General features: G+C 45.7%; 20 protein-coding genes, 1 pseudogene and 1 riboswitch. Of the genes and pseudogenes, 13 read left to right on the plus strand and 8 right to left on the minus strand.

All coding sequences use genetic code 11. The features are described from left to right. Positions 1 to 34: 34 nt before the first annotated feature. Positions 35 to 1,282 carry an L-lactate MFS transporter gene (locus FTX54_RS01495; RefSeq protein WP_147804226.1) on the minus strand — a complete coding sequence of 416 codons (1,248 nt, stop codon included), beginning with the start codon at positions 1,280 to 1,282 and terminating at the stop codon, positions 35 to 37. Between the two features lie 495 nt (positions 1,283 to 1,777). Here FTX54_RS01495 and fdhD point away from each other — a divergent pair, with 495 nt between their 5' ends. The 7 genes from fdhD (at position 1,778) to FTX54_RS01530 (ending at position 7,798) form a co-directional block, all read left to right on the plus strand. Beyond that, positions 1,778 to 2,572, plus strand: coding sequence for a formate dehydrogenase accessory sulfurtransferase FdhD (fdhD, locus tag FTX54_RS01500; RefSeq protein WP_147804225.1), 795 nt, complete (start codon positions 1,778 to 1,780; stop codon positions 2,570 to 2,572). Positions 2,573 to 2,601: 29 nt separating this feature from the next. After that, the gene (locus FTX54_RS01505; protein WP_147804224.1) at positions 2,602 to 2,823 is read left to right on the plus strand and encodes a group-specific protein; all 222 of its coding nucleotides are present in this window, start codon (positions 2,602 to 2,604) and stop codon (positions 2,821 to 2,823) included. A 186-nt stretch (positions 2,824 to 3,009) separates the two neighbouring features. After that, positions 3,010 to 3,192 carry a hypothetical protein gene (locus tag FTX54_RS01510; protein ID WP_147804223.1) on the plus strand — a complete coding sequence of 61 codons (183 nt, stop codon included), beginning with the start codon at positions 3,010 to 3,012 and terminating at the stop codon, positions 3,190 to 3,192. Positions 3,193 to 3,806: 614 nt separating this feature from the next. Then, positions 3,807 to 4,049, plus strand: a complete 243-nt coding sequence (locus FTX54_RS01515) for a hypothetical protein (RefSeq protein ID WP_147804222.1) — start codon at positions 3,807 to 3,809, stop codon at positions 4,047 to 4,049. Between the two features lie 169 nt (positions 4,050 to 4,218). Then, on the plus strand, positions 4,219 to 5,175 hold the full coding sequence (locus tag FTX54_RS01520; RefSeq protein WP_147804221.1) for a calcium/sodium antiporter: 957 nt from the start codon (positions 4,219 to 4,221) through the stop codon (positions 5,173 to 5,175). A 356-nt stretch (positions 5,176 to 5,531) separates the two neighbouring features. Beyond that, positions 5,532 to 5,621: riboswitch (cyclic di-GMP riboswitch) on the plus strand. Positions 5,622 to 5,668: 47 nt separating this feature from the next. Next, positions 5,669 to 6,532 carry an amidase gene (locus FTX54_RS01525; protein ID WP_147804220.1) on the plus strand — a complete coding sequence of 288 codons (864 nt, stop codon included), beginning with the start codon at positions 5,669 to 5,671 and terminating at the stop codon, positions 6,530 to 6,532. A gap of 297 nt (positions 6,533 to 6,829) precedes the next feature. Further along, complete coding sequence (locus tag FTX54_RS01530) at positions 6,830 to 7,798, plus strand: S8 family peptidase (protein WP_147804219.1); 969 nt, start codon at positions 6,830 to 6,832, stop codon at positions 7,796 to 7,798. A 193-nt stretch (positions 7,799 to 7,991) separates the two neighbouring features. Here the strand turns inward: FTX54_RS01530 and FTX54_RS01535 are convergent, their stop codons facing one another. Next, positions 7,992 to 8,510: a general stress protein gene (locus tag FTX54_RS01535; RefSeq protein WP_147804218.1), complete on the minus strand. Its 519-nt coding sequence runs from the start codon at positions 8,508 to 8,510 to the stop codon at positions 7,992 to 7,994. A gap of 275 nt (positions 8,511 to 8,785) precedes the next feature. Here FTX54_RS01535 and FTX54_RS01540 point away from each other — a divergent pair, with 275 nt between their 5' ends. Continuing rightward, positions 8,786 to 9,724, plus strand: coding sequence for a DUF6612 family protein (locus FTX54_RS01540; protein ID WP_147804217.1), 939 nt, complete (start codon positions 8,786 to 8,788; stop codon positions 9,722 to 9,724). A 368-nt stretch (positions 9,725 to 10,092) separates the two neighbouring features. Here the strand turns inward: FTX54_RS01540 and FTX54_RS01545 are convergent, their stop codons facing one another. The 4 genes from FTX54_RS01545 to FTX54_RS01560 all read right to left on the minus strand — a co-directional run bounded on the left by FTX54_RS01545 (position 10,093) and on the right by FTX54_RS01560 (position 15,906). Then, positions 10,093 to 12,318: an alpha-galactosidase gene (locus FTX54_RS01545; RefSeq protein ID WP_147804216.1), complete on the minus strand. Its 2,226-nt coding sequence runs from the start codon at positions 12,316 to 12,318 to the stop codon at positions 10,093 to 10,095. 395 nt (positions 12,319 to 12,713) lie between these two features. After that, positions 12,714 to 13,544 (minus strand): carbohydrate ABC transporter permease, encoded by an 831-nt coding sequence (locus FTX54_RS01550; RefSeq protein WP_147804215.1) that lies wholly within the window; start codon positions 13,542 to 13,544, stop codon positions 12,714 to 12,716. After that, the gene (locus tag FTX54_RS01555) at positions 13,544 to 14,464 is read right to left on the minus strand and encodes a carbohydrate ABC transporter permease (RefSeq protein WP_147804214.1); all 921 of its coding nucleotides are present in this window, start codon (positions 14,462 to 14,464) and stop codon (positions 13,544 to 13,546) included. Before FTX54_RS01555 ends, FTX54_RS01550 begins: the two co-directional genes overlap by 1 nt. A gap of 77 nt (positions 14,465 to 14,541) precedes the next feature. Next, entirely contained in the window at positions 14,542 to 15,906 is a 1,365-nt protein-coding gene (locus tag FTX54_RS01560) for an ABC transporter substrate-binding protein (protein ID WP_147804213.1), read from the minus strand. A gap of 355 nt (positions 15,907 to 16,261) precedes the next feature. Here FTX54_RS01560 and FTX54_RS01565 point away from each other — a divergent pair, with 355 nt between their 5' ends. The 5 genes and pseudogenes from FTX54_RS01565 to FTX54_RS01585 all read left to right on the plus strand — a co-directional run bounded on the left by FTX54_RS01565 (position 16,262) and on the right by FTX54_RS01585 (position 21,686). After that, positions 16,262 to 17,311 carry a LacI family DNA-binding transcriptional regulator gene (locus tag FTX54_RS01565; RefSeq protein ID WP_147804212.1) on the plus strand — a complete coding sequence of 350 codons (1,050 nt, stop codon included), beginning with the start codon at positions 16,262 to 16,264 and terminating at the stop codon, positions 17,309 to 17,311. Positions 17,312 to 17,427: 116 nt separating this feature from the next. Further along, on the plus strand, positions 17,428 to 18,729 hold the full coding sequence (locus FTX54_RS01570) for an alpha-glucosidase/alpha-galactosidase (protein ID WP_147804211.1): 1,302 nt from the start codon (positions 17,428 to 17,430) through the stop codon (positions 18,727 to 18,729). A gap of 467 nt (positions 18,730 to 19,196) precedes the next feature. Beyond that, positions 19,197 to 20,042, plus strand: a pseudogene (locus FTX54_RS01575) (transporter substrate-binding domain-containing protein); the annotation flags it as partial. Between the two features lie 246 nt (positions 20,043 to 20,288). Next, positions 20,289 to 20,963, plus strand: a complete 675-nt coding sequence (locus FTX54_RS01580) for an amino acid ABC transporter permease (protein WP_147804210.1) — start codon at positions 20,289 to 20,291, stop codon at positions 20,961 to 20,963. After that, positions 20,964 to 21,686 carry an amino acid ABC transporter ATP-binding protein gene (locus FTX54_RS01585; RefSeq protein ID WP_147804209.1) on the plus strand — a complete coding sequence of 241 codons (723 nt, stop codon included), beginning with the start codon at positions 20,964 to 20,966 and terminating at the stop codon, positions 21,684 to 21,686. A 444-nt stretch (positions 21,687 to 22,130) separates the two neighbouring features. On the opposite strand, the gene FTX54_RS01590 is transcribed toward FTX54_RS01585, so the two are convergent. Together FTX54_RS01590 and FTX54_RS01595 are read right to left on the minus strand one after the other, a co-directional pair. Further along, the gene (locus tag FTX54_RS01590) at positions 22,131 to 22,664 is read right to left on the minus strand and encodes a phosphatase PAP2 family protein (RefSeq protein ID WP_147804208.1); all 534 of its coding nucleotides are present in this window, start codon (positions 22,662 to 22,664) and stop codon (positions 22,131 to 22,133) included. 534 nt (positions 22,665 to 23,198) lie between these two features. Then, positions 23,199 to 23,918, minus strand: a complete 720-nt coding sequence (locus FTX54_RS01595; protein WP_147804207.1) for a hypothetical protein — start codon at positions 23,916 to 23,918, stop codon at positions 23,199 to 23,201. Between the last annotated feature and the right edge of the window lie 22 nt (positions 23,919 to 23,940).

Genomic DNA, 23,940 nt, shown 5'->3' on the forward strand with positions numbered 1-23,940 from the left:
TATAGGAAAAGAGTAGTTTCGGAAAGAGAAAATGTCAACTGGCAAGCTTTTCCGAATCTTTTTCCTGACGAAGCTGTTTAATATCAAGACGTATAAGAAGAGATACGAGAAGAGCGATGACGAACATTCCGCCAAAGATATACAAAGTAGCTGCATAGCTTGCCGTTGCTTCGCGGACAGTGGAAGCAAGAATCGGACCGACTAAACCGGCAAGCGCCCATGCCGTTAAAATGTAGCCGTGAATGGCGCCGAGCTGCTTTGTCCCGAAAAGGTCACCGATGTAAGCAGGTATAGAAGCAAAACCGCCGCCGTAGCAGGTAATGATCAAGAATAAGATAACCTGGAACATAATTGCGTGTGTTATAGATGGAAGCATGAAAAAGGCGGCAATTTGAATAACGAAAAAGGCGGTGTAAACATTCGGACGGCCGATATAGTCCGAGATGGAAGCCCATGCAAGCCGTCCGGCTCCATTGAAAAAACCCATGATTCCAACCATCGTTGCTGCTGCAACAGCGGAAAGGCCGGCAATTTCCTGAGCCATCGGGGATGCTACCGCAAGAATAGCGATACCGCACGTTACGTTAATGAAAAGCATAATCCACAGAAACCAGAAACGCTTCGTTTTGACTGCTTCATTGGCAGTCAGCTGGGAAAGATCGGCTTTTGCTTTGTTATTTTTAACCGGAGCGTCGGCCATGTAGCCCTCAGGAGGCCGTTCAATGTATAGAGCCGAAGCAATCATAATAATAAAGTAGCTGACTCCGAGAATGAAAAATGTATTGGCAATACCGGTGGAGTCAATTAAAGAGGCCATGATGGGACTTGCGATCATCGCTGCAAAGCCAAAACCCATAATAGCAAGGCCGGTGGCGAGACCGCGGCGGTCCGGGAACCACTTTACGAGAGTGGAAACCGGTGTTATATAGCCGATTCCAAGGCCGATGCCCCCCAAAGCTCCGTAAGTTATGTAAAGCATCCAGAGTGATTCAATATTTACTGCTATGCCGGATCCTATAAGGCCGGCTCCAAAAAAAGAGGCGGCTACGAGACCTGAAATTCTGGGACCATATTTTTCAACGAAGTGTCCCATAAAAGCGGCAGAAAGACCTAAAAAGACAATAGCGATACTGAAAGTCATGGATATGGCGCTTAAGCTCCATCCGAACTGTTCGGAAAGCGGGTTCGTGAAAACGCTCCAGGCGTAAACCGAACCGATGGAAATGTGGATACCTACTGCGGCCAGAGCAATAAGCCACCGGTTTTTAACTGTTGTTTTCATGATGTCTTCACTCCTTCTTTTGTTTAGGCTGTCTTAAAAAATAGCTCTGTTAAAGTCTGCTGTTGATATATAAGAAAACTTCGCTTCGGCCTGCCGTGGAGGAGCTTCCGGCTCCATAAAAAAACCGCTGCTATCGCTTTCCGGTGTGAAAAATCCATCCGAAAAGGAACGCAACGGTTAGTCAGAAGCAGGGGCGCTGCTTGAAACACCAACAGTAATCGTCAAATGAAAGGCGGACCTAAACCGACGACAGGAGCGCTGTCTCGCATCTTAAGTACCGGCCTGTATTTGAATTCTTCTTACATCTTACTTGCTAATGTAAGCATTTACAATAGCTGCTTGAAGAAAAGTTCATTTATTGGTCACATTTTCAAGAAGGAGTCTTCCGGACCTCCGCAGTTGTATGTTTCGATAGGAATTGTTTATACTTTAACTGCTGTACATAACGGAAAGACACTGTTAACTAAAAAATTAAAAAGAAAGGAGGCGGAACCAATGGAAAAGCTGGAAATGAAGAAAAAAATGCCGATCGTGAAATATAAAGAGGGAGCTCTTCATGAAACAGAAGACGATATCGTAACGGAATATCCGCTGACTATTTACGTGAACGAAGAAGAGTTTGCGACGATGGTCTGCACTCCGGCCGATCTCGAAGAAATGGTAGTGGGATTTCTGGCGTCGGAAGGAGTTGTCCGTTTCAGGAAAGATATCGTAAAGCTGGAGATTGATGAGGAGAAAGGGTTTGCCTACGTTACCCTTACCAATAAAGAAGTACTGGATCAGCAGACTTTTTCCAAACGGTTTATCGGTTCCTGCTGCGGGAAAAGCAGGCAGTTTTATTTTCAAAATGATGTCAAAACCGCGAAGACCTCGATGGTTGATAAAAAGATCACCGCCGCTTCGTGTATTCGCCTCATGCGGGAGATGCAGGAAGCCAGCCATGTCTTTAAAGGAACGGGCGGTGTCCATAACGCTGCTATCTGTTCGGAAGAGGGAATGATCCTCAGCCGCACTGATATTGGGCGTCATAACGCTCTGGATAAACTGTACGGTCACTGCCTGCTGAACCAGATACCTGTCCGGGATAAGGTACTTGTTTTCAGTGGGAGAATATCATCTGAAGTGCTGACAAAAGCGGCTAAAATCGGAGTCGGGATAGTCCTCTCCAAATCGGCGCCGACAGACCTTGCCATTAAACTCGCAGAAGATTTAAACATTACGGCAGTTGGATTTATCAGGGGAGAGTCGTTCAACGTTTACTCCCATCCGTCCCGTATTGTTTTGGAATAACCTATATACAATTGAAAGGAGAAAGTAAAATGGCTTGTAATATTGACCATACGACTGCAGATACGGCGAAAAAGCTGGAATCCCAAAAAACCTATCTTCCGAAGGAGCTTTATGAGGGAAGTGAAAAACTGCTTGCAGGAAATCCGGATCAGGAAACACTTAACGAGCTTTTTCATCTGCTAAAAAAATATGATCTGGCTTCAGAAAGTGAAAAAGAAGAAAGAAATAACCTGCTGCGACGTTTAGTTTAGGAAGCTGGAGATCTCCTCCACGGCAGAGCTGAAGCAGAGTTTTCCGCATGGATCGACAACAGACTTTAACACAGCCAGAATAAAAGAAAATCTGATATTGAAAAAATTTCTCTTTTTAAAAGAAATAAAATAGGGAACAACATAACCATCCAATGATTTTCCAGCATAAATTGAAGGAGAGATACAATGAACACAGTAAAAGTAGAAATTCATTTTGTAAGCGGAAAAAGTACAACGATTGAAGTGTTGGCTGACGACCCTTCGAAAGCGCTAGAAAAATTCCAGGCTTTCGAAGGAATCCACGTTGATAACACAACGGAACAGATTATGAACCTTGGAAAAGTCGAGCGGGTTCAGGTAGTAAAATAGTCCGGGACAGAAGACTCAACAGCTCCGTAGAATGGAAAGGCGGCATGACAATTTTTTGTCATGCCGCCTTTTTACATGGTTTGGAATAGTAGAGTCGAGCCTCTATTCTTATCTTAGCGAGGGACCTCTGTTTTTTCAAAGTGGAAATTAACACTCTACAGGAATGCTTTAACAGAGACCCTCATGCAGGATTGCTGCACCATGAGGCATGAAAATGGCCTTCTATAGAAAGGGAATTTATCCTCTATACAGACGGAGGGAGGTCAGAAGGGGGCTTCTTTATTTAGAAGGCAGCTCCTGCTCTGTCTTTTTACCGGAAGCTGAAGTGGACATGGGGCGACTCCGGGGCGATGAAGGACGAGCCGAAGATCCATCCCTCCCGACCCCAGGGAGGAAGGGATTAGCTGAGGCCGGCCCGCCAGGAAAGCGTCCCCATGGAAACGAAAGCGCACGTTCATTGCTTAAATACTTTATTTTCAAGGTAGCTAATAGAAAATAAAAGGATAGGCATATATTACAGGTATATTATGTATTATCCAGTGTTTCTTTTCTTTCTTAAAAGGCTATAGAAAGCATAAGCGGTCTGACTAAATCTTTAAAAGGAGAAGATACCGATGAAAAGGAAGGTACAGCAGAATCCGGTAAAAAGGAAAGCCGAGTTGAAGAAGCTGGATACTGCCATCCGAGCGGAAAAAGATAAAATAGAATTGAAGCGGGAAATGATCCGCAAATATAAAAAGAGCCACATGGTTATCCGGGCGCAGCGGGATCTTTTTCGACTGGAGGAGCGTTTGAAATGGCTCCGCAACAAACGGGAACTTCTTATTAAAGAAGAAAGAGACTCCGCTGAAAGATGATATAAGAAAAAGATTCTCTTCCTTTATCAATGTTTTACGTTACCAGATATCAGGAAGAAACAGGCGGAGAGGATCTGTTTAAAACCGGGAACAGGCTTCCATTCCAGTTGCTTTTTTTGCTTTCTGCGCTAAACTGGAAAGTAATAGAAAAGAAAGAAGGAGGAAGCCTATGTCGTACATATTGCTTATTATTGGGTTTGCTCTGTTGATCAAAGGAGCAGACTTTTTTGTAAAGGGTTCTTCGAGTATTGCGGCTGCTTTGAGAGTTTCTCCTCTTTTAATCGGTTTGACAATTGTCGCCTTTGGTACAAGTTCCCCTGAAGCTACTGTAAGTATTGTAGCTGCTCTCGAGGGAAGTGCAGGAGTAGCAATAGGTAACGTTGTCGGAAGCAATATTTTCAATATAACTCTCGTAGTCGGCCTGACGGCAATTTTAAATCCACTGCGGGTAGAGAGTGAAACGATCCGTAAGGAGATTCCTTTTACGATGCTGGCAGGTGTGGCCATGCTGATTTTAATCAGCGACAGAGCACTGCATTCCCTCAGCGACAACGTGCTGACCAGAAGTGATGGATTGATTCTGCTGCTGTTTTTTTCAGTATTTTTATATTATGTTTTTGAAGTGGCAAGACGGAGCAGAGAAAGTGCCGAAGCCCCTGAACCAGGGGCCCGTGCTCTTTCCTGGAAAAAGAATATTTTACTGACAGTCGGCGGCCTTGCGGCAATTATTTTCGGAGGCGATCTTGTGGTCAACGGAGCAACCTCCATAGCACTTTCGTTCGGAATGAGTGAAACGCTCGTCGGACTGACCATTGTGGCCGTAGGAACTTCTCTGCCGGAGCTGATCACTTCGATCACAGCTGCTATTAAAATGCAGACAGAAATTGCCCTTGGCAACATTGTCGGAAGCAATATTTTTAATATTTTATTTGTGCTCGGCACAGCCTCTGTCATTTCCCCGCTCGTTGTAGGAAGTAAAATCTTTTTTGACGTATTTTTTATGCTGCTGATAACGGTGTTGCTGCTTGTCTTTTCACGTACTAACTACAGAATCGGAAAAAGGGAAGGGCTTGTGCTTGTGGCTGCCTATCTGGGATATGCCGTCTATATTATTATCAGAAATTAAAAAGCGGGCGCCGGAACATCCGGATGCATATTCTTCTGGATGGGAGAACTTCAATTTAAAACAGCCGGTCTTTCCCTGTGGTTCAAAAGAGAACGAAGCGGAAACCGCCCTGTGAAGAAGCAGGTCGGAAGATTCCGCAGGACACAGCCCGCCTGGAGGTTTCCTTCCCGGCAGGCCGAAACGGAGTTTTCTACATTTATCCAACAGACCTGGACACAGCTGAGTGAAAAGAACCTTTGAAAGAATTTTTTGTTTACGGGAAATTCTGCGCGAGCAAGTATCAAAGAAAAAATATAAACGAACACAGTTTACAAAAGGATGGACTAAAATCCATCTTCTGGATATAATAAAAACAAACATCGAAAAGGCAAACTTCTCCGAAAGGAAAGGACGCAAAGTCATGAGCCTGTCCGCTTCTTAAAGCGCAGGGTAGTCAGACTGCCGGGCCCTTAGTTACGTGAGCCAGGTAATAATGAGGGAAGAAGTGTTCACTATGAAGAAATTACTCGCTGCTCTGCTTTTGTTCGTAATAATTACCGGGGGTGGTCTGCCGGTGTCAGCGAAGGAGGAAGTACGTGCGACCTGGCTTTGGAATCCATGGATGTTTGTAGAGGATGAGGCAGGAACGCTCACTTTTCTGGAAAGTAAAAATGTAAATAAAGTTTATCTTCAGATTGACAGGGAAGTTCCTCGTGAAGCCTACCGAAGCTTTATCTCCGGTGCCTCAGATATAGGAATCAGCATTTATGCACTGGATGGAGCTCCAGACTGGGTCGGTCCTAACGGCAGGGTCTATCAGGAAAACATGCTCAGCTGGATGGAAAGCTATCAGCAGAACGCATCAGCTGCCGAACAATTCGGCGGGGTGCATCTTGATGTAGAACCTTATCTTTACAGTGGATGGGTGAAAAACCAGAAAAAAACCATTACCGCTTTTCAGGATCTTCTTCAGGAAGCGAAGGAAAGGTCTGCTTCGATGAACCTTCCGCTGGAGGTTGATCTGCCTTTCTGGTTTGATGAAATTTCCTACAGCAATAAATATGGAAAAGGGGTGCTTGCCGAATGGGTAATTACCCGTGTGGACGGTGTCACTCTGATGGCTTACCGGGATAGTTCAGAAGCAATTATTGAAATCGTGAAAGAAGAAATTGCTTTTGCTGAAAAGCACGGAAAAGCTGTCGTTATCGGAGTGGAAACGATGGCGAGCGGGGAGGGCAACCACGTCACGTTCTACGAAGAAGGCGAAGCGTTTATGCAGAAGGAGCTTTCCTCCGTAAAACATCACTATGGATCGAGCCCGGGATTCGGAGGCTTCGCGGTTCATCACGTCGGAAGCTGGAAAACGATGAAACAATAGAATAAAGACAGGAGGAGCTGGCCCGGATATCTTACGGTCCAGCTCCTTCGGTTTTATGCAGCGATCCTGCATGCGTGTCTCTGTTAAAGCTCCGCGTTGTTTTTGGAGTGCCTGCGGATTTTCCGCCTGAACCCTGAAATTCTCCACGGTCACAACAAACGGCTGCGGAATTTGAAAATTACCGGGAGGACTGCAGCTAAACAGTAAAATAAATTCAGATAAGTGGTTTTGGAAGGCTCGGTTTGAACTCCTTTACAAAGGGAATAAGTGTTAAAACAACTTAAAGGAGGAGTTCATATGACCCACGTCTCGCTCATTCCTTTCAAAGTAGAGAACAGATTCAAGGCATCCTCGAAAGTTCCTGCCGGTGTGGAAATGGTGGAAGCTCCGTCATTTTGGACGTTATCGAACCGGGGGTACGGACAGGTAATTGCTGTACTGGATACCGGATGTCAGTCAGATCATCCTGATTTGAAAGGCCAGATCATCGATGGGAAAAACTTCACAGGTGATTACAACGGAGACGAGTCGAATTTTGAAGATAATAATGGTCATGGAACGCATGTAGCAGGGACAATCGCGGCCGCAGAAACCGGCAGTGGAGTCATCGGTGTGGCTCCGGATGCAAAGCTGCTAATTTTAAAAGTATTAAGTGGTGAAGGCGGCGGAAGCATGCAGGGGATCATTGATGCCATCCATTATGCGGTGGAATGGCGGGGGGACAACGGAGAAAGAGTGCGGGTTATGAACATGTCCCTTGGAGGTCCGCAGGATATTCCCGAGCTCCATGAAGCAGTTAAAAATGCCGTTGATCACGACGTGGCGGTTGTCTGCGCAGCTGGAAATGAAGGAGATGGGAATCTCGAGACCGATGAATTCGCCTATCCGGGAGCGTACAATGAAGTTATTCAGGTAGGGGCCGTCAATTTTAATGGGGAGCTCACCAGGTTTACGAATACGAATGATGAGATTGATCTGGTTGCGCCGGGTAAAGATATTCTTTCCACGTATTTGGACAGCGGCTATTCTGATCTGACCGGGACTTCCATGGCTGCTCCGCATGTGGCAGGCGCTCTAGCCGTTCTGACAAATTGGGCTGAAAAAGGTTTTAACAGACATATTGGAGAAGCGGAAATGTATGCCCAGATCATCCGCCGGACTACACCGCTTGGCCATCCGCTCACTGCTGAAGGCAACGGGCTTCTCACGATGGGGCTTCTTGAAAGAATAGCGGTCTGGAGCGGAGAAAAATCGTCCGCTTCTTAATGCCGTATTCGTGAAGAGTAACTTTCTGTTCCGGCTCCTTTTCACGAAAGAGCGAAGCAGCAAGGTGTTGAAAAGCGAAGGAGAGAACAAAGAAGCCGTTCCTGTTCACCAGGAAACGGCTTCTCACGTGATGATGACTGATTCCGTCCTCACCGATTTTTATTTTATTCTGTCTCACAAAATTTAATGGACATTATTGAGGATCTTTTTTATCGTCTTTTAATGGATCGCCGGCGCGTCTCGTTCCTTCTGCGTGCGGCGGAGTACCGACATTGCGGGCTTCCGGATTATCAGCGCGGTTCGGAGCATCGGAACTTGATGCTGTCGTGTCCGTTACATTTCCAACGCCTTCAGCAGTTTCAGGTGCTAAGACAACAATTTTACCGTTCTGAACGTCCTCGTTATACTGGGCAGCCTGCTCATCAGAAATGCCAAAACCTTTGAAACGATCCGTGTAGCTTCCTGCTTCTTCAGACTTCGGATTTTGTCCTTTAAAGACAGCTTTTACCTTATCCATAAAACCTGGCTCGCTTTTTTGGTCGACACTGTTATCGGCACTCACCTCGGTCTGAGAACGAATCCAGGATGTTTCTTCACTGTCGTTTGCTACGATGGAGATTTCCTCCGGTTCGTACCCTTGATCTTTCAAATGTTCTACTGCTTCGACCACTTCCGGTTCTTTTTCGTAAACGCCTACTACTTCTTTATTCATTATAAAACCTCCTGCTTATCTAATTAAGCTGATTTCTTCATTACACAGGCTATTCCCACTGCGCATGATACAAAACTTAGGAACGTTTGATTTTCTGGGAAATAGTCAATAAGCATTACGTATTAAGAAATAAAAATCATCTCATTTTATCATCAGAAGACCTGATTATGGAAAATTGCGTTTATGAATTGTGAAAAAAAGGTAATTACTCTCCAGGGAATATAAATTAAAAAATTCCCGGATCACAAAAAATTATACATAGAGGATGGGATGTAATGAAAAAAGTGAGTATGACAGCCGCTCTTACGGCAGGAGCGCTATTAGCAGGGGCTTCCACAGCTGCAGCCGAAGACCATTCAGCGGAAGAAGTACTGAAGCAGTCTAATGAAGCGATGGAGAATCTTGAGAGCTTCTCTTCCACGATGGCAACGGAACAGACAATCTCTGATGAGATGGGTGATTTTAATTTTCAATCGACAATAGAACAGGACGTTTTTCTTGATCCGTTTAAGCTTCGTCAGGAAACAACGACGACGATGGAAGGGGCAGGAGAAGAAACTCTTCTTTCCTACTGGACTGAAGACGGCTTCTTTCAGGAAGATGGTCAGGGAGGCTGGATAAAAACCGCTGATGGTACAGGAGACCTGGAAGGAATGATGTATGAACCAGGTACTCAGATTGATGAAATGCAGACGTGGGGCGACGACCTGAACCTCAGTGAAGAGGATGACTACTATGTCGTTACTTACGCGGGGGATGATTTTAACTTCGAAGATCTGATGAATCAATTCAGTGAAATGCAAGGAAACGAAACTGACGGCGGAATGATGGAAGAAATGATGGGAGACGTTAACATCAGCGACGTTTCGTATGACCTCTATATAGACAAAGATAATCATTATGTCGTTATGATGAACTCTGAATTAACGATGGAAATCGAAGCAGAAGGGGAAACGGCCGAAATTGAGCAGTCCATGGAAATGGAATTCCATAATTTTAATGATGTAGAAGACTTCGAGCTTCCTTCAGAAGCGCTCGAAGAAGCGGAAGATATTGAAGAAATTATCGATGAAGAGCTTGAAGAAGTAGAGGAGGAGGGAGACGAACTTCCTGCAACAGCATCGAATCAGCCGCTTTGGACGGGGGTCGGCCTGTTATTTCTTGTAACAGCGGGCGGCGTACTGCTTACCGGCCGTAAAACAGAAAAAGTTTAAAAGCAGGTTTATGAAACAATAGAAGAAGGATGGCGGCGTCTGCGTTCTAAGAAAAGAAAACGCATCGTCTATGACTACCTGCGAAATATTAGTAAGAAGGCGGCCCGGACAATTTCCGGAGCCGCCTTCTTTTCTTATAGTACTGTCAGTGATCGTTCCTGATATGGAAAAACGGCGTTTCCTATCCGCTATGCAGAAGTTCTACAGCTTTCGCGGACATGCGTCCTTCTCCTTAAACCAACATTTAATTTTTACGTAGACATTTCAGGACCGGCCCCATAAGGTATGAAAAGCCCTTTTGATACAGGAGCAGCGAGTTCTTTTTAAAAACATGCTTCTTCTTTGGAAGGAAGAAACGACGGCATCCATTACACTGTTTTCAAGTGATACACGTAGGAAATGAAGTCTCCGAGCTTTTCTTTTTCCGGAGGAGCAGCCCCGGAATGTTCCTGCTCAATGATCATTCCGATATTCATCAGTTCATCTCCAAAGTGGCGTGATGAAGCGTTTATTTCATACTGACGGCTTTCGTCAAGCCCGGTCAATTTAAGAGATGGAAAGCCGGGGTTCGGCTCCGCGAGCAGCCTGTAATAGCCGACAAGCGCCTCTGAACGATCTTCGGAAACGACCATCCATGCTGTATGATTGCGATCTCCGTGAAAAGGACTCATAAGCCGGTGAAAAGTACCATTTTGAATAAGGGAACGGTGCTGTTTATAAAATTCAGTCTGCAGACGAATAAACGCTTTTTCTTCTTCGCTCATTTTCGTGATATCAAGTTCATAGCCGAATGTTCCAAAGTAGGAGACATGACCGCGCATTTCCAGGCTTGTCGAGCGGTGCACCTGATGATTGGGAATGTCCGAGACGTGGGCTCCCATCGAACTGAGCGGGTAGGCAAAAGACGATCCGTATTGAATTTTCAACCTTTCCACCGCATCAGTATCATCACTTGTCCATGCTTGAGGAGCATAGTAAAGCATACCCGGATCGAACCGGGCACCGCCGCTGGCACATGATTCAAACAGAACCTCTGGAAACGCCTGTGTCAGCCGTTCGTACAATTCGTACACCCCGAGTATATAGCGGTGTGCTGTTTCGCTCTGACGCTCCGGAGGAAGATCAAAAGAACCGATTTCCGTCATGTATCTGTTCATATCCCACTTCACATAGCTGATATCAGCTTCCCGGAGAACGTCTGCCATTTGATTGAACAAATGATCAACGACTTCCTGTCTCGAAAAATCAAGGACGAACTGGCCGCGGCCAAAAGAAGGGTCGCGGTTGCTTACATGAATTATCCAGTCCGGATGCTCTTCGTAAAGGCGGCTTTCCTTGTTCACCATTTCCGGTTCGAACCAGAGACCGAACTGCATACCGAGACCGGTAATTTTTTCTGAGGCACCTGCGACCCCGTTCGGAAGTTTAGCCTTATCGGAAAACCAGTCTCCAAGAGAGGTCGTATCGTCATCGCGCTTTCCGAACCAGCCGTCATCCAGTACGAAAAGTTCGATTCCGAGCTTTTTCGCTTCGCCGGCAATGGAAAGCAGTTTGTCTTCGTCAAAATCAAAATAGGTGGCTTCCCAGTTGTTCAGAAGAACAGGTCTTTCCTTGTCACGCCATAGGCCGCGTGCGAGCCTCTCTCTGTAGAGTGAATGAAATTCGCGGCTCATTCCGTTTAACCCTTCGTCTGAGTAAACCATAACCACTTCAGGCGTCTGGAACGTGTCCTGCGGTTCAAGCAGCCACCGAAAGTCAAACGGGTTGATGCCCATAGAGAAACGGGAGGCGGCATATTGATCGACTTCCACCTGGGCGAGAAAATTACCGCTGTAGACGAAGTTGAATCCGTATACTTCTCCGTGAAATTCGTCTGTATTCGGCCGCTTCAGGGCAAGGAACGGATTTTGCTGGGAGCTGCTCGTTCCTCGGGTACTTGAAATTTTTTGAATCCCGGAAGCAAGAGGCCGCTCTGCTGGATGACGCTCGCGCGACCAGGAGCCGGAAAGCTGTACCATATCAAAATCACTGTCAGGGAAATCCACGCTTGCACTGAGTGCCCGCGTAAGAGAAAGCTTCTCTGGACCTTTATTAAGAAAGCGGGCGCTTCTCGTTATGACATTTCGATCGGCATAAACCGTGTAAAGAAGTTCGATTTCCGCCTGAAGCAGTTCATCACGAAGCGTAATAACGAGGGATTCTGCTTCCTCGTCCTCCTCCGTATAGACAGCGGGAAGACCTTCCAGAGAAGGTTTGCCGGATTCAAGGCTGTATCCTGCATACGTAAAATCGGTGGTGCGGCTGCCGTTTTCCTGATGAAGATGAAAAGCCGGCTCCCGGTAGTCCCCGCGTCCGTAAGCCGGGAACTCCTGCTTAAGGATGTCGAGTGAAAAAGCGAGGTCATCTTCAATAGGATAGGACATTCCTGCACGGTGCTGAGTACGGAACAGATGGGAGAAGGAGGGGCGGTGCCGGACCGCCTTTCCATAATACAGCTGTCCTAGCTGATTGTTTTTCATCACAGTAAAAATATAGCTTGACCCGGAACTCTGCAGATGGAATTCCTGGTTTTCTTCGTTTATATATATGGGCATACAGTTCTCTCCTTACATTAAAGCTGTGTTAAAAATCTGTCGTTGATAAATATAGAAAACTTCGCTTCAGCTCTGCCGTGGAGGAGATTTCCGGGTAGGGCTGCGGCTCTGCGGAATCTTTCAATCTCCTTCTTCCCCGGGCAAGTTTCCGCTACGTTTTGATTTTCTAATACAGAAAGCCCGCTGGTTGAATCAAGAATATACAAAGGTAGAAACCAGAGCAAAGCCGATTTTTCAAGAAGCGGTTTTCTTTATTTGAAGGCAGATCCTGCTTCGTATTTTTACCAGTCGCTGGAGGCCGGCCCGCCTGGAAAGCGTCCCCATGGAAACGAAAGCGCACGTTCATCGCTTCTATAATTTATTTTCAATGCAGCCTGCATTAAAGTCACCAGCGGTTATCCTTTTACAGCTCCGGATGCAAGACCGGCGATGAAATATTTTTGAAGCATGAGGAACATAATCGCCATCGGCAGCATGGCAATAAATGCGGCTGCGGCGACAAGGCCGAGGTTATGCTGGTTCTCCGTGAAGTAGCTGTCCATCGTTACAGTAAGAGTGTGGACATCGCTGCTCTGGAGGAAGAATATAGCAAACTGATAGTCGTTCCATATAAATACACAGGCAACAATAAGCACGGAAGCCGTGACCGGCTTAAGGAGAGGGAACACGATTTTAAAGAAAATTCCCAGCGTATTTGCGCCGTCAATCCGTGCGGCCTCTTCCAATTCTTTCGGAATGGTCGAGCGGATAAAGCCGGAATAAAGAAAAATAGTCAGAGGCATAAATGCGGCAGCATTTACCAGTACAGCTATTGTCCGGGTATTAAGCAGTCCTATATCCACCACCAGCTGATAGAGCGGTACCAGTGCTGTTAACGGAGGTACAACCATGATGGCTACGAATAAAATCAGGACGGCTTTATTCAGCTTCGTGTTTTTACGGGCGAGCGGATAAGCGGCCATCGACCCGAAAAGGATAAGGATGACGGCAGCTCCGGCTGTAATCAGGAACGAATTGATCATCGCCGAACCAAGATTCGCCTGTTCCCAGGCTATCGCAAAATTTTCCAATGTGAAGTAATCCGGCAGCGCCCAGCGGGAACTGAAATCGCCCCTCGTTTTTAAGGCTGTCGTAATCAGAATATAAAACGGAATCGCATGGAGCAGCGTGATGAACAGGGCGAGTCCTGTGAGGATAAGCTTTAGTCTCTTATTTTTATTTTCCATTACGCTTCAATCTCCTTCCGTTTGAAATACCAGAGAGCAAGCAGGCTGAGAATCAGAATAATGAAGGCAATAAGTACTCCCTGAGTCGCTGCATATCCTGCGTCCTGCCGGCTGAAGTAGAGAGAATACATAAAAGTGGAACTGGACTGGGAGGCATTTCCTGGTCCGCCGCCGGTAAGGGCAACAATGACGTCAAACAGCTTCAGCCCTCCGATAATATTCAGGACGACGTTGATCGTAATTGATGGGGCAAGCAGAGGGATCGTAATAGATTTAAACTGCTGCCAAGTGGAAGCACCATCGATATTGGCCGCTTCGTAATAGTCTTTGGAAATTCCCTGCAGTCCGGCCAGATAAATAATCATCGCGATACCAACGAACTGATAAGTGTTAACAAGTACGATAATATACGGGTTGACGGATGGGTTTCCGAGTGCATTTACAGGATTAAAACCAAACAGCATAAACGCGTCGTTTAAGGCGCCGTTCTGGAAGGCGAAAATCAAGTAGAAGATATAACCCATGACGAGCGGACTGATAATGACCGGAAGATAAATGATGGTCCTTGTCAGCGTGCGCATGCGGATGCTGCTGTTAAGAAGGAGCGCATACCCAAGTCCGAGCGCATTTTGGAGAATGGTACTTCCAATACCATAAAGAAGCGTATTCCGGACTACTGTCCATGTAGTGGGGTCTGAGAACATGCGGACATATTGATCGAATCCGATGAAGTTGCTCGTCTGAGAAAAGCCGTCCCAGTCTGTAAATGAAATCCGAACCCCATTGAAGAATGGATAAACAATAAAAATTGTTACCAGGGCGATGGCGGGGATATACATCCACCAGAGTGAGTTTTCTCTGCTGACTTTATATTTTTTTGGTTTTTTCCCCGTCTGAGGATCTCCGGTTATTTCTGCCATTTTTCTTCCATCTCCTTACGTATGAGCCGTTAATTTGAAAAAAGGGGAGGCAGTCGGGCTGCCTCCTTAGTGCTTTATTATTCGTTATCTTCTACATTTTCTACATCTTCTTCGTCAATTTCGCCTACTTCACCTTCTTCATCTGTTTCCTCACGGAGACGGTTGAATTCACTTTCCATTGTGTCAATTTTAGCTTGGATATCTTGTGTGGAAAGCAGTTCGGCTGAGGAAGTAGCCATGACGTCCCACATGCCGCTTGGCAGATAAACACGGTCAAAGTAAGGAACTACGGAAACATCGGAGAATTCCTCATAATAATCGGAGTAGAACGTATCCGGATCCACCCCTTCAAGAGAAGCGTTCACGTTTGTAGCTTCAGCAATCCGGCGGGCGTTCTCATCCTCCGTCATGAATTCGATGAACTGTTCCGCTTCTTCTGCATTTTCGGATTCTTCTGCAATGGAAAGCGTATTTCTTTCACCGCCGATCCATGACGGGTCATCTCCTTCATGAATAGCTGGAGTTGGGATCAAGCCGATATTCGCGTCCGGATTGATCTCGACCGTGTCCGGACCGATCGAACCTACGAGGAACATAAAGGCAGCCTGTTCACCGGCCATGATCTCTGGAGCCTGGGCAAACTGTGCAGTCAGGACATCCTGATTCAACAGGTCATTTTCTTCCAAATAAACGATTTCTTCGGCCATCCATTCATAGTTGGACCAGTCAAAAGAGCCGTCCTCGAACTCATCTGTGTAGTCATGATCCGGGTGAGTTTCAAAAAGCGGTGTCAGAAGCTGATCTTCCATCTGGGCAATGGTCCAGTCGTCTCCGCCCGGAATCCAGAGTGGAGCGATCTGTCCGCCGCTTTCATCGCGGACTGTTTCAAGTGCAGCTTTGAAATCATCCCAGTTTGTAGGAGGCTCAATACCGAACTGATCCAGCACATCCGCATTATAAATCACGCCGTCCTGAGCCTGGTTCATCGGATAAGTGTACACTTTGCCTTCTTCATCAGTTACTACTTCTTCAAGTTCCGGGTCGAGGCTGTCCACCCATTCCATTTCACTTAAATCGCGTACATAGTTACCGTAGCGCAGCTGTGACCAGCCGTGCGTATCAAACAGGTCCGGCATGTCGTCAGCTGCCATCATAACGCGCAGCTGGTCTTCATAGCTGCCTCCGGGAAAGTTTGCTTCAATGGCGATCTCCGGGTTGGCTTCTTCAAATTCCGCAATGAGTTCTTCGAAAGTGTTCCGCTCCCCCTCGGCAGTCATACTGGAGTAAAGTACGAGTGTTGTATCCGCATCACTGTTTCCGCCATCTGCACTTTCCCCGTTTCCGTTCCCTCCGCTGCTTTCTTCGTTCTCTCCATTTCCTCCCCCGCACGCTGCGAGCATTGTTAAGGCACCGATACTGACTAACCAGGTTGCTTTTTTCATTTTATTATCCCCCTTAAGAGTAATTACTTCACAAAACTTTCCACTGAACAGCTGTTTTACTAAATAGAAGAGACTGGTGATCTGTTCTTCATAAAAATGAGTAAAAACAATCGGAAAATAAAACGAATACTTTTAGTAAAAGTTTTATTTGTTATTTAGAATGTAACAGAAAAAGTAACCGCTTTCAAGCGATTATCGAAAAAACTTTCTGAAATTAAATAGTGGTAAACATCCTTTATATAGTAGGAGTTCGTTAAATTGTAAGCGTTTTACATAAAAATATTGTTCAAATGAAGAGTGCATGGTATAGTTTATTTAACTAAAAATTTTACTAACCAGAAAGGAGGGAGTTCATTTGGCTAATTTAAGGGAAGTAGCTGCCAGAGCCGGAGTTTCCGTTTCTACCGTTTCAAGGGTACTTAATAACGATGAATCTCTTTCCGTAACTTCTTTGACTAAAGAAAAGATTATGGAAGCCGCGGAAAATTTACAATACAAAAAACATTCTCAAAAGAAAAAAAGCCGGACGCACCAAATCGGGCTGCTTATTTTCTGTTCAAAAGATTACGAATATGAAGACGAATATTTTATGGTAATGAGAAGGAGCATTGAGCGTCAGGCGGAGAAAGAAGGGCTGAGTATTGCGGTGCAGATCCGGGAAATCGAAAAACTTCAGGATGCCGACCTGCTCAATAATTTGGAAGGGTTAATCATTGTAGGAAATATCTCATCAAGTATTGTTAATCAGCTGAGCAGACAGAATCAAAAAATAGTGTTTGTCGATGAGTCTCCGGATATTAACCGCTTCGATAGTGTCACAGCGGATTTCCTGACCGCTACCACAGCCGTACTCAATCACCTCCGTTCTCTTGGACACCGCCGGATTGGCTATATAGGAGGTACGGAAATCCCGCATCAGCAGTTTGAAGACACAGATTTTACCGGAATTGATAACCTGGAAAAAATGAGGTTTCTTCCTTATAAGAGAATGCTGACATCGTGGGGAGAATATAAGGAAGAGTTCGTGCATATCGGAGGATGGTCCACCGAAGAAGGGTATCAGATGATGAAAAAAGCACTGCAGCAGGAGGAAGGGCCGAGTGCCTATGTTGTAGCGAGTGACCCGATGGCTGTAGGGGCCATCCGGGCGCTTCATGAAGCTGGAGTAAAAGTTCCGCATGATATTTCTATCGTTAGTTTTAATGACATACAAATGGCTAAATATCTTAACCCGCCTTTAACTACTGTCAAGGTGCCGGTAGAGCAGATGGGAGTGTCCGCCGTTAAGCTGATCCGGGAGCAGATAGACGGAAGGGACATTCCAACAAAGCTGATTCATCCGTGTGCGGTCCAGTATCGTGATTCTGCGGCTGAACTTCGCCAGGAACGTGTCCCGGTAAAATAGACGTTCCCCCAAAAGCGGAAACGGTGTTAAAAGAGGCCGCAGCCAACAGCCGAGTTTTCTAATAATATAATCAACAACGCTTTTACAGCGTTAATAAATTAGAGGAGAGGTAAATAATGAATAAAATTACTTTTATAGGTGCAGGAAGCACCATTTTCGCTAAAAACATTCTCGGGGACTGTATGTTTGTCCCGGCGTTGAATGATTTTGAATTCGCCCTTTTCGATATTGACGAAAAAAGGCTCGCGGAATCGGAGCAGATGCTTACCCACCTTTCGAAAAAATACAATAAGACGATTCACATTAAAGCTTATAAGGACCGGCGTCCTGCTCTGGAAGGAGCGAAATACGTCGTCAATGCGATTCAGGTCGGCGGTTATGAACCGAGTACGGTCATTGACTTTGAAGTGCCGAAGAAGTACGGTCTTCAGCAGACTATTGGAGATACAATTGGCATCGGCGGACTTTTTCGTACACTTCGTACACTGCCGGTAATGCTGGATATCGCCCGTGATATGGAGGAAGTATGTCCCGAAGCATGGCTGTTAAATTACACTAATCCTATGGCGCCGCTCACCGCAGCGATGCTACTGCATACGAATATAAAAACGATCGGTCTTTGTCACAGTGTGCAGGTCTGCACGGATGAACTTTTTGACCGGCTTGGGATGGATACGGAAAATGTCGAGGAATATATAGCCGGAATTAACCATATGGCATGGCTGCTCAAAGTGAAGCGCAACGGGGAGGATCTGTATCCGGAAATTAAAAGACGTGCCCGTGAGAAACAGAAAGAATCCCACGATGATATAGTACGGTTTGAACTGATGGAACGCTTCGGTTACTACGTGACAGAATCTTCGGAGCATAACGCGGAATATCACCCCTATTTTATTAAATCAAAATATCCGGAACTGATTGACCGTTATCAAATTCCTCTTGATGAATATCCCCGCCGCTGCGTGAAGCAGATTGAAGACTGGGAAACGATGCGTGAGGAAGTTGTCAATAATACGGATGTAACGCATGAGCGCAGCCGGGAATATGGATCCCGTATTATCGAGGCAATGGAAACAAACATTCCGTTTAAATTCGGGGGGAATGTCGTAAACACGGGCGGGCTTATTTCCAACCTTCCTGAAAATGCCTGTGTGGAAGTTCCGTGTGTAGCAGACCGGAGCGGGATTGCACCGACGTATGTCGGAGCTCTTCCGGAGCAGCTGGCGGCCTTGAACCGGACGAATATTAATACACAGCTTCTGGCAGTGAAAGCGGTCGTTGAAAACAGCCGGGATTCCGTTTATCAGGCAGCACTGCTTGATCCGCATACCGCAGCAGAACTGTCCATTGATGATATCACCGCTATGTGCGATGAGCTGATTGAGAAACACGGAGATTGGCTCCCGGATTTCAAGTAAACGAAAGCCTGGGCCGTAAAATGGAGGAAAAACACACAGCTGCATAGAAGCAGACTGCTGTTCCGAAATATATTTATCCTGAAGCCGCCTTGTGCGGCTTTTTTGTCTGCCTGTCATTGCAAAGCAAAGTTGTCCTCTCTTATCAACATCCAACATTTAATAAATTGATGAAAAGCAGGTGTATTTTTTCCTTGTGAGCTGAAAATAGCTTTTGAAAGAAAGTTTGTCAGGTTTTCTTCCTTACTATTTTTTAGTGTGAAGAAAAGAGGGGAAATTACTGCTGTCCATGGATATTAAGTGTATTTCAAGAGAAAGGGAGTAGGCCGGAATGCATAGATTGTTTCCTTTTGTGTAGGAAAAATGTTTTAGTGCTATATTGATAAATATGTAAAACTGTGCTAATCTTCTTTTATCACTTTTATTTTTTAAATATTCTAAATCATACAAACGAAAAGGGGACTGAACAAATGAAAAAGAAGTGGATGGGGATTGCAGTAGGAACACTTGTAGCAGCATCATTAACCGCATGCGGAGGCGGGGAAGACAACGCAGCCAATGAAGGCGGAGGCGGGAATGAAAACGCAGCTGAGGGAAATGAAGATACAGCAAATGAAGGCAGTAACAATAATGGCGGAGAAACTGCTACATATACTGTAGCAACGGACTCCAGCTATGTGCCGTTTGAATTTATTAATGAAGAGACCGGAGAAGTGGAAGGTTTCGACATTGATTTGATTAATGCCATTGCCGATGAGGCAGGATTCGAAATTGAAATTGAAGTAGTTGAATTTGACGGAATCGTATCCGGCATGGGCACCGGACGATATGACATTGGAATCGCCGGCATGACAATTACAGAAGAGCGTGCCGAGAACTTTGAATTTTCCAATCCTTACTACAGTGCCGGTCTTATTCTTGCCGTGCAGGAAGGGGAGGAAGAAATTCAAAGCATCGATGATGTAGACGGGCTCCGTGTAGCTACACGTGCTGCGACCACAAGCGAAACGTATCTGCAGGAAAATACAGATGCGGAAGTCGTAACTTTCCCGGACATCGTTAATGCCTACCAGGATCTGCAGGCAGGGCGTGTAGACGCAGCTATTTACGACCTTCCAAACGTTCTTTACTACATTGATACGGAAGGTGTAGGAGAAATGGAAACAGCCGGTGACACACTTACAGGGGAGCAGTACGGCATTGCTTTTCCGGAAGACTCTGAAATTAGAGAAGATGTAAATGAAGCGCTTGCCACGCTTATGGATGACGGTACTTACGGAGAGATTTACCAGGAATGGTTCGGGGAAGAGCCGGATCTCGACATTCTTGCTGACAGCCCGGAAGATGCGATGAACCTTGATGCAGGAGACATGGACGGTTCAGATGAAGCAGATGAACCGGAAGATGACGAAGTGGAAGCCGACGAAGAGGCAGAATCTGAGGAAAATAATACAGAAGAAAGCAATGAAGAGTAGATCCTGCTTCATTTTTAATCATACTGTCGTCCAGCGCGGGGATATTCTCATGCGCTGGACGTATTTTCCAGAGGAGGTTGTCAGGGAATGCTTGAAAATTTAAGAGATATTATCGAGAATCCCGATATTATTGTTAATACCCTGCCATTCTTGTGGCGCGGTATTCAACTGACATTGATGGTTACGTTTGTTGGGGTGTTTTTCGGTTTTATTATAGGAAGTCTGGTCGGCTTGATGAGACTTTCGAAAAGCAAAATTGTTTATGGAATAGCGACCGTTTACATAGAAGCTGTCCGCGGTACGCCTATTCTGGTACAGGCATTATTTCTCTATTTTGCAGTTTCCGATTTCTTCGGGATCAATTTCAGTGCACTTCAGGCAGGTATTATTGCGATCGCGATTAACGCCGGCGCCTATATTGCAGAAATCGTCCGCGGGGGAGTGGAATCAATTGACAAAGGGCAGACAGAGGCCGGCCGTTCCATCGGGATGACTTCTACGCAGACGATGCGTTATATCGTCTGGCCGCAGGCTTTCCGGCGGATGATTCCTCCGCTCGGTAACCAGTTTATTGTCAGTCTGAAGGATACTTCTATCTTTGCTGTTATTTCTCTTGGAGAAATGACGTATTTAATCAGGCAGTATGTAAGTACGACGGGGGACCCTTTTATGCCGTATATTATGCTCTGTCTTGGCTATCTGATTATTACCATTCCATGTATGGTACTGTTACGCCGCGTAGAACGGAGGTTGGATGTTTAAATGATTACAGTTAAAAATCTTCACAAAAGCTTCGGGGACACAGAAGTACTGAGCGGAATAGATGCTCACGTGGAAGAGAAGGAAGTCGTGTGTGTCATTGGACCATCGGGTTCTGGAAAAAGTACCTTTCTGCGCTGCCTGAATATGCTGGAAGAAATAACTTCTGGAGATGTGGAAATCGATGGAGAACGACTTACAGATCCGAAGACGAATATAAATACCCTCCGTTCGCAGGTAGGTATGGTATTTCAGCATTTCAATCTTTTTCCGCATAAAACGGTTCTGGAGAATGTGACGATCGGACCGTTAAAAGTGAAAGGGACGAAAAAAGAAGAAGCAGACAGCCAGGCGAAAGCGCTGCTTGATAAGGTAGGGCTGGGTGATAAAGCCAATGCTTATCCCGGAAGTCTTTCCGGCGGTCAGAAACAGCGTGTGGCTATTGCGAGGGCACTTGCGATGAATCCGAAAGTGATGCTCTTTGATGAACCGACCTCGGCTCTTGACCCGGAACTGGTCGGGGACGTACTTGAAGTAATGAAGGACCTTGCCAAGGAAGGGATGACCATGGTGGTCGTTACCCACGAAATGGGCTTTGCCCGTGAAATGGGGGACCGGGTTATTTTCATGGATAAAGGCGTTATTATGGAAGAAGGGAAACCGGAAGCGATTTTCGATAACCCTCAAAACGAGCGGACTCAGGCGTTTTTGAGCAAGTTAATTTAACCGGAAGCGGTAAAAACAAGCATCGGGATTCAAATTCCCGGTGCTTGTTTTTTTTGTGATTTTGTTTGTGAAAGCCTCTGTTAAAGCTTTAACAGAGACACGCATGCAGGATAGCTGCACCATGAAGGATGAAAATGGTCTTCTATAGGAATAGAGTTTCCCCTCTATCCAGTTCAGAATGGCCTTCTTCATTTCAGAACAGATCCTTCTCTGTCTTTTTTAACGTAAGCTGGAGTAGACATGGGGCGACTCCAGGGCGAAGTAGGACGAACCGAAGATCCATCCCTCCCGACCGCAGGGAGGACGGGAGTAGCTGAGGCCGGCCCGCCCGGAAAGCCTCCCCATGGAAACGAAAGTGCGCGCTTATCTACTTTATTTTCAAGGTAGCTTTGTAAAAAAGAACCCTGTCCTGCTCCTTCCCGGGGAACGGTTTGGGAGGGAGATTTATATGGGCATTGGAATATAGTAAAAAGAAATCGCAGCCATACTGCCTATAAATACACCCGATACACAGTCGGAAGGGTAATGAAGGCCGAGATAGATGCGGGAAAGCATGATAACGGCCGCGGCGGGAAGAAATAGGACAGAAAAAAGAGGCAGGTACAATGAAAATAGGACAGCGAGAGAAAACGCAGCAGTTGTATGGCCGGATGGAAAGGAGTAGTCTTTCAGCTTATTTGTATGAAGATGGACGTCTTTTAATGAAGCATATGGGCGTTCACGATTATATTTCTTTTTTAAAAGGTGCACTGCGACGTGGCTGAGGCCGAGAGCTGCGAAAGCAGAAACTGCGCCGTACGAGTCGGAGAATCCCCCGGCGGTAAAAAGCAACAATAGAAGCGATAATGTAAAGAAAGCGCCGCCGAGATGTGTCAGCCGGGGCATTAAAATGTCCAGCGTCCGGCATCGCAGGTCCCGGTTCACGTATAAAAATATAGATTCATCGTAATTGATGAGCCGCTCCGTTAGTTTATCCAATGGAAATGCCCCTTTCTGCTTTTACTTCAGTATAAAGGATGAATATGAAGAACTAGTAAAGCTTGTGTTGAGATTGAATTGAGACTTCTAAAGTGAGCGAAACCTCTTTTACCAGGCAGCTCAGTTAAAGTTAAATATTGATTTAAGAAAATGGTATCCGCGGCTCTTTCCCCTGCAACGGAGGAAGCTGGAGATCTGCTCCATCGCAGAGCTGCAGTGAAGTTTCCTGTAATAATTAATAGGAAACGACAACAGAGACATTCATGCAAATATTTTTGCACCATGAAGCATGAAAATGACCTTCTATAGGACTGGAACTTCCCTTCTATACTTATGGAATGAATGATAGTCAGAAGGGGGCTTCTTCCCTGTCTTTTTACCATAAGCTGGAGGGCACATGGGGAGACTCCGAGGCGAATAAGGCCGGCCCTGCGCCCCCATGGAAACGAAAGCGTACGTCTGTCGCTTATCTATTTTATTTTCAAGGTAGCCACCCATGCAAAACAGCTTCCAATTTTTTGTTTTCCAGACAGCCTACCAGTCAAAGAAAAATTTCAGCATAAGCGTCAGGGCAGAATAGATAAATGCCGATAAAACAAAAGTGGGCAGATGAGCCGAATCTTCAGAAGGAAGCTCATTTTTAATGACATTGAACATAATAGCCCCGGATATGAAGGCAAAAACGATAGAAAGAACGATCGGGGAAGGCGGAGTCAGTGTCGCTACAAGCCAGCCTGTTAATATCCCGGAAGCAAGCATATACCTGCCATATTTGCGGTATTTTACGTTGTTTTCCCTAAACATGTCGTGGGCAACCGCCATAAAATGAAGACCGACGGCTGTGCCGTAAAAAACGAGCTGTTCCAGAGGCTGTTCGGATGCAAACATGATGTAGGAAATAAGCATGTTATACACAAAAAACAAAAGCGTCTGGGAAAAGAAAAAACGATCTTCTACTGAAGCACCCCGTTTGTGCCGGTGCCTTTCAGCGAGTTTATTAACTGTATAAAACAGGACAATACCAATAAGCCCGAAAAAATAAAGTTCCGATTCCATGGCCAGTTCGAAGGCTGTGTCACCGAATTCGTCCTGCTCGTGATGCAGGGAAGGAAGGATGTAGACAAAAATATAGGAAACGGCAATACCGCCGGCTAATGACATCCATTTGATTTTTCCGAGTGAGGAGCTCGAGATCACTTTATTTGCAAAAACCTGTATAATCAGGAAAAATAATACGACGATAAAGGAAGCCACAAATTTCACCTGCTTTTTCAAA

It is taken from the genome of Alkalicoccus halolimnae (genome assembly GCF_008014775.2).
GTDB lineage: Bacteria > Bacillota > Bacilli > Bacillales > Salisediminibacteriaceae > Alkalicoccus > Alkalicoccus halolimnae.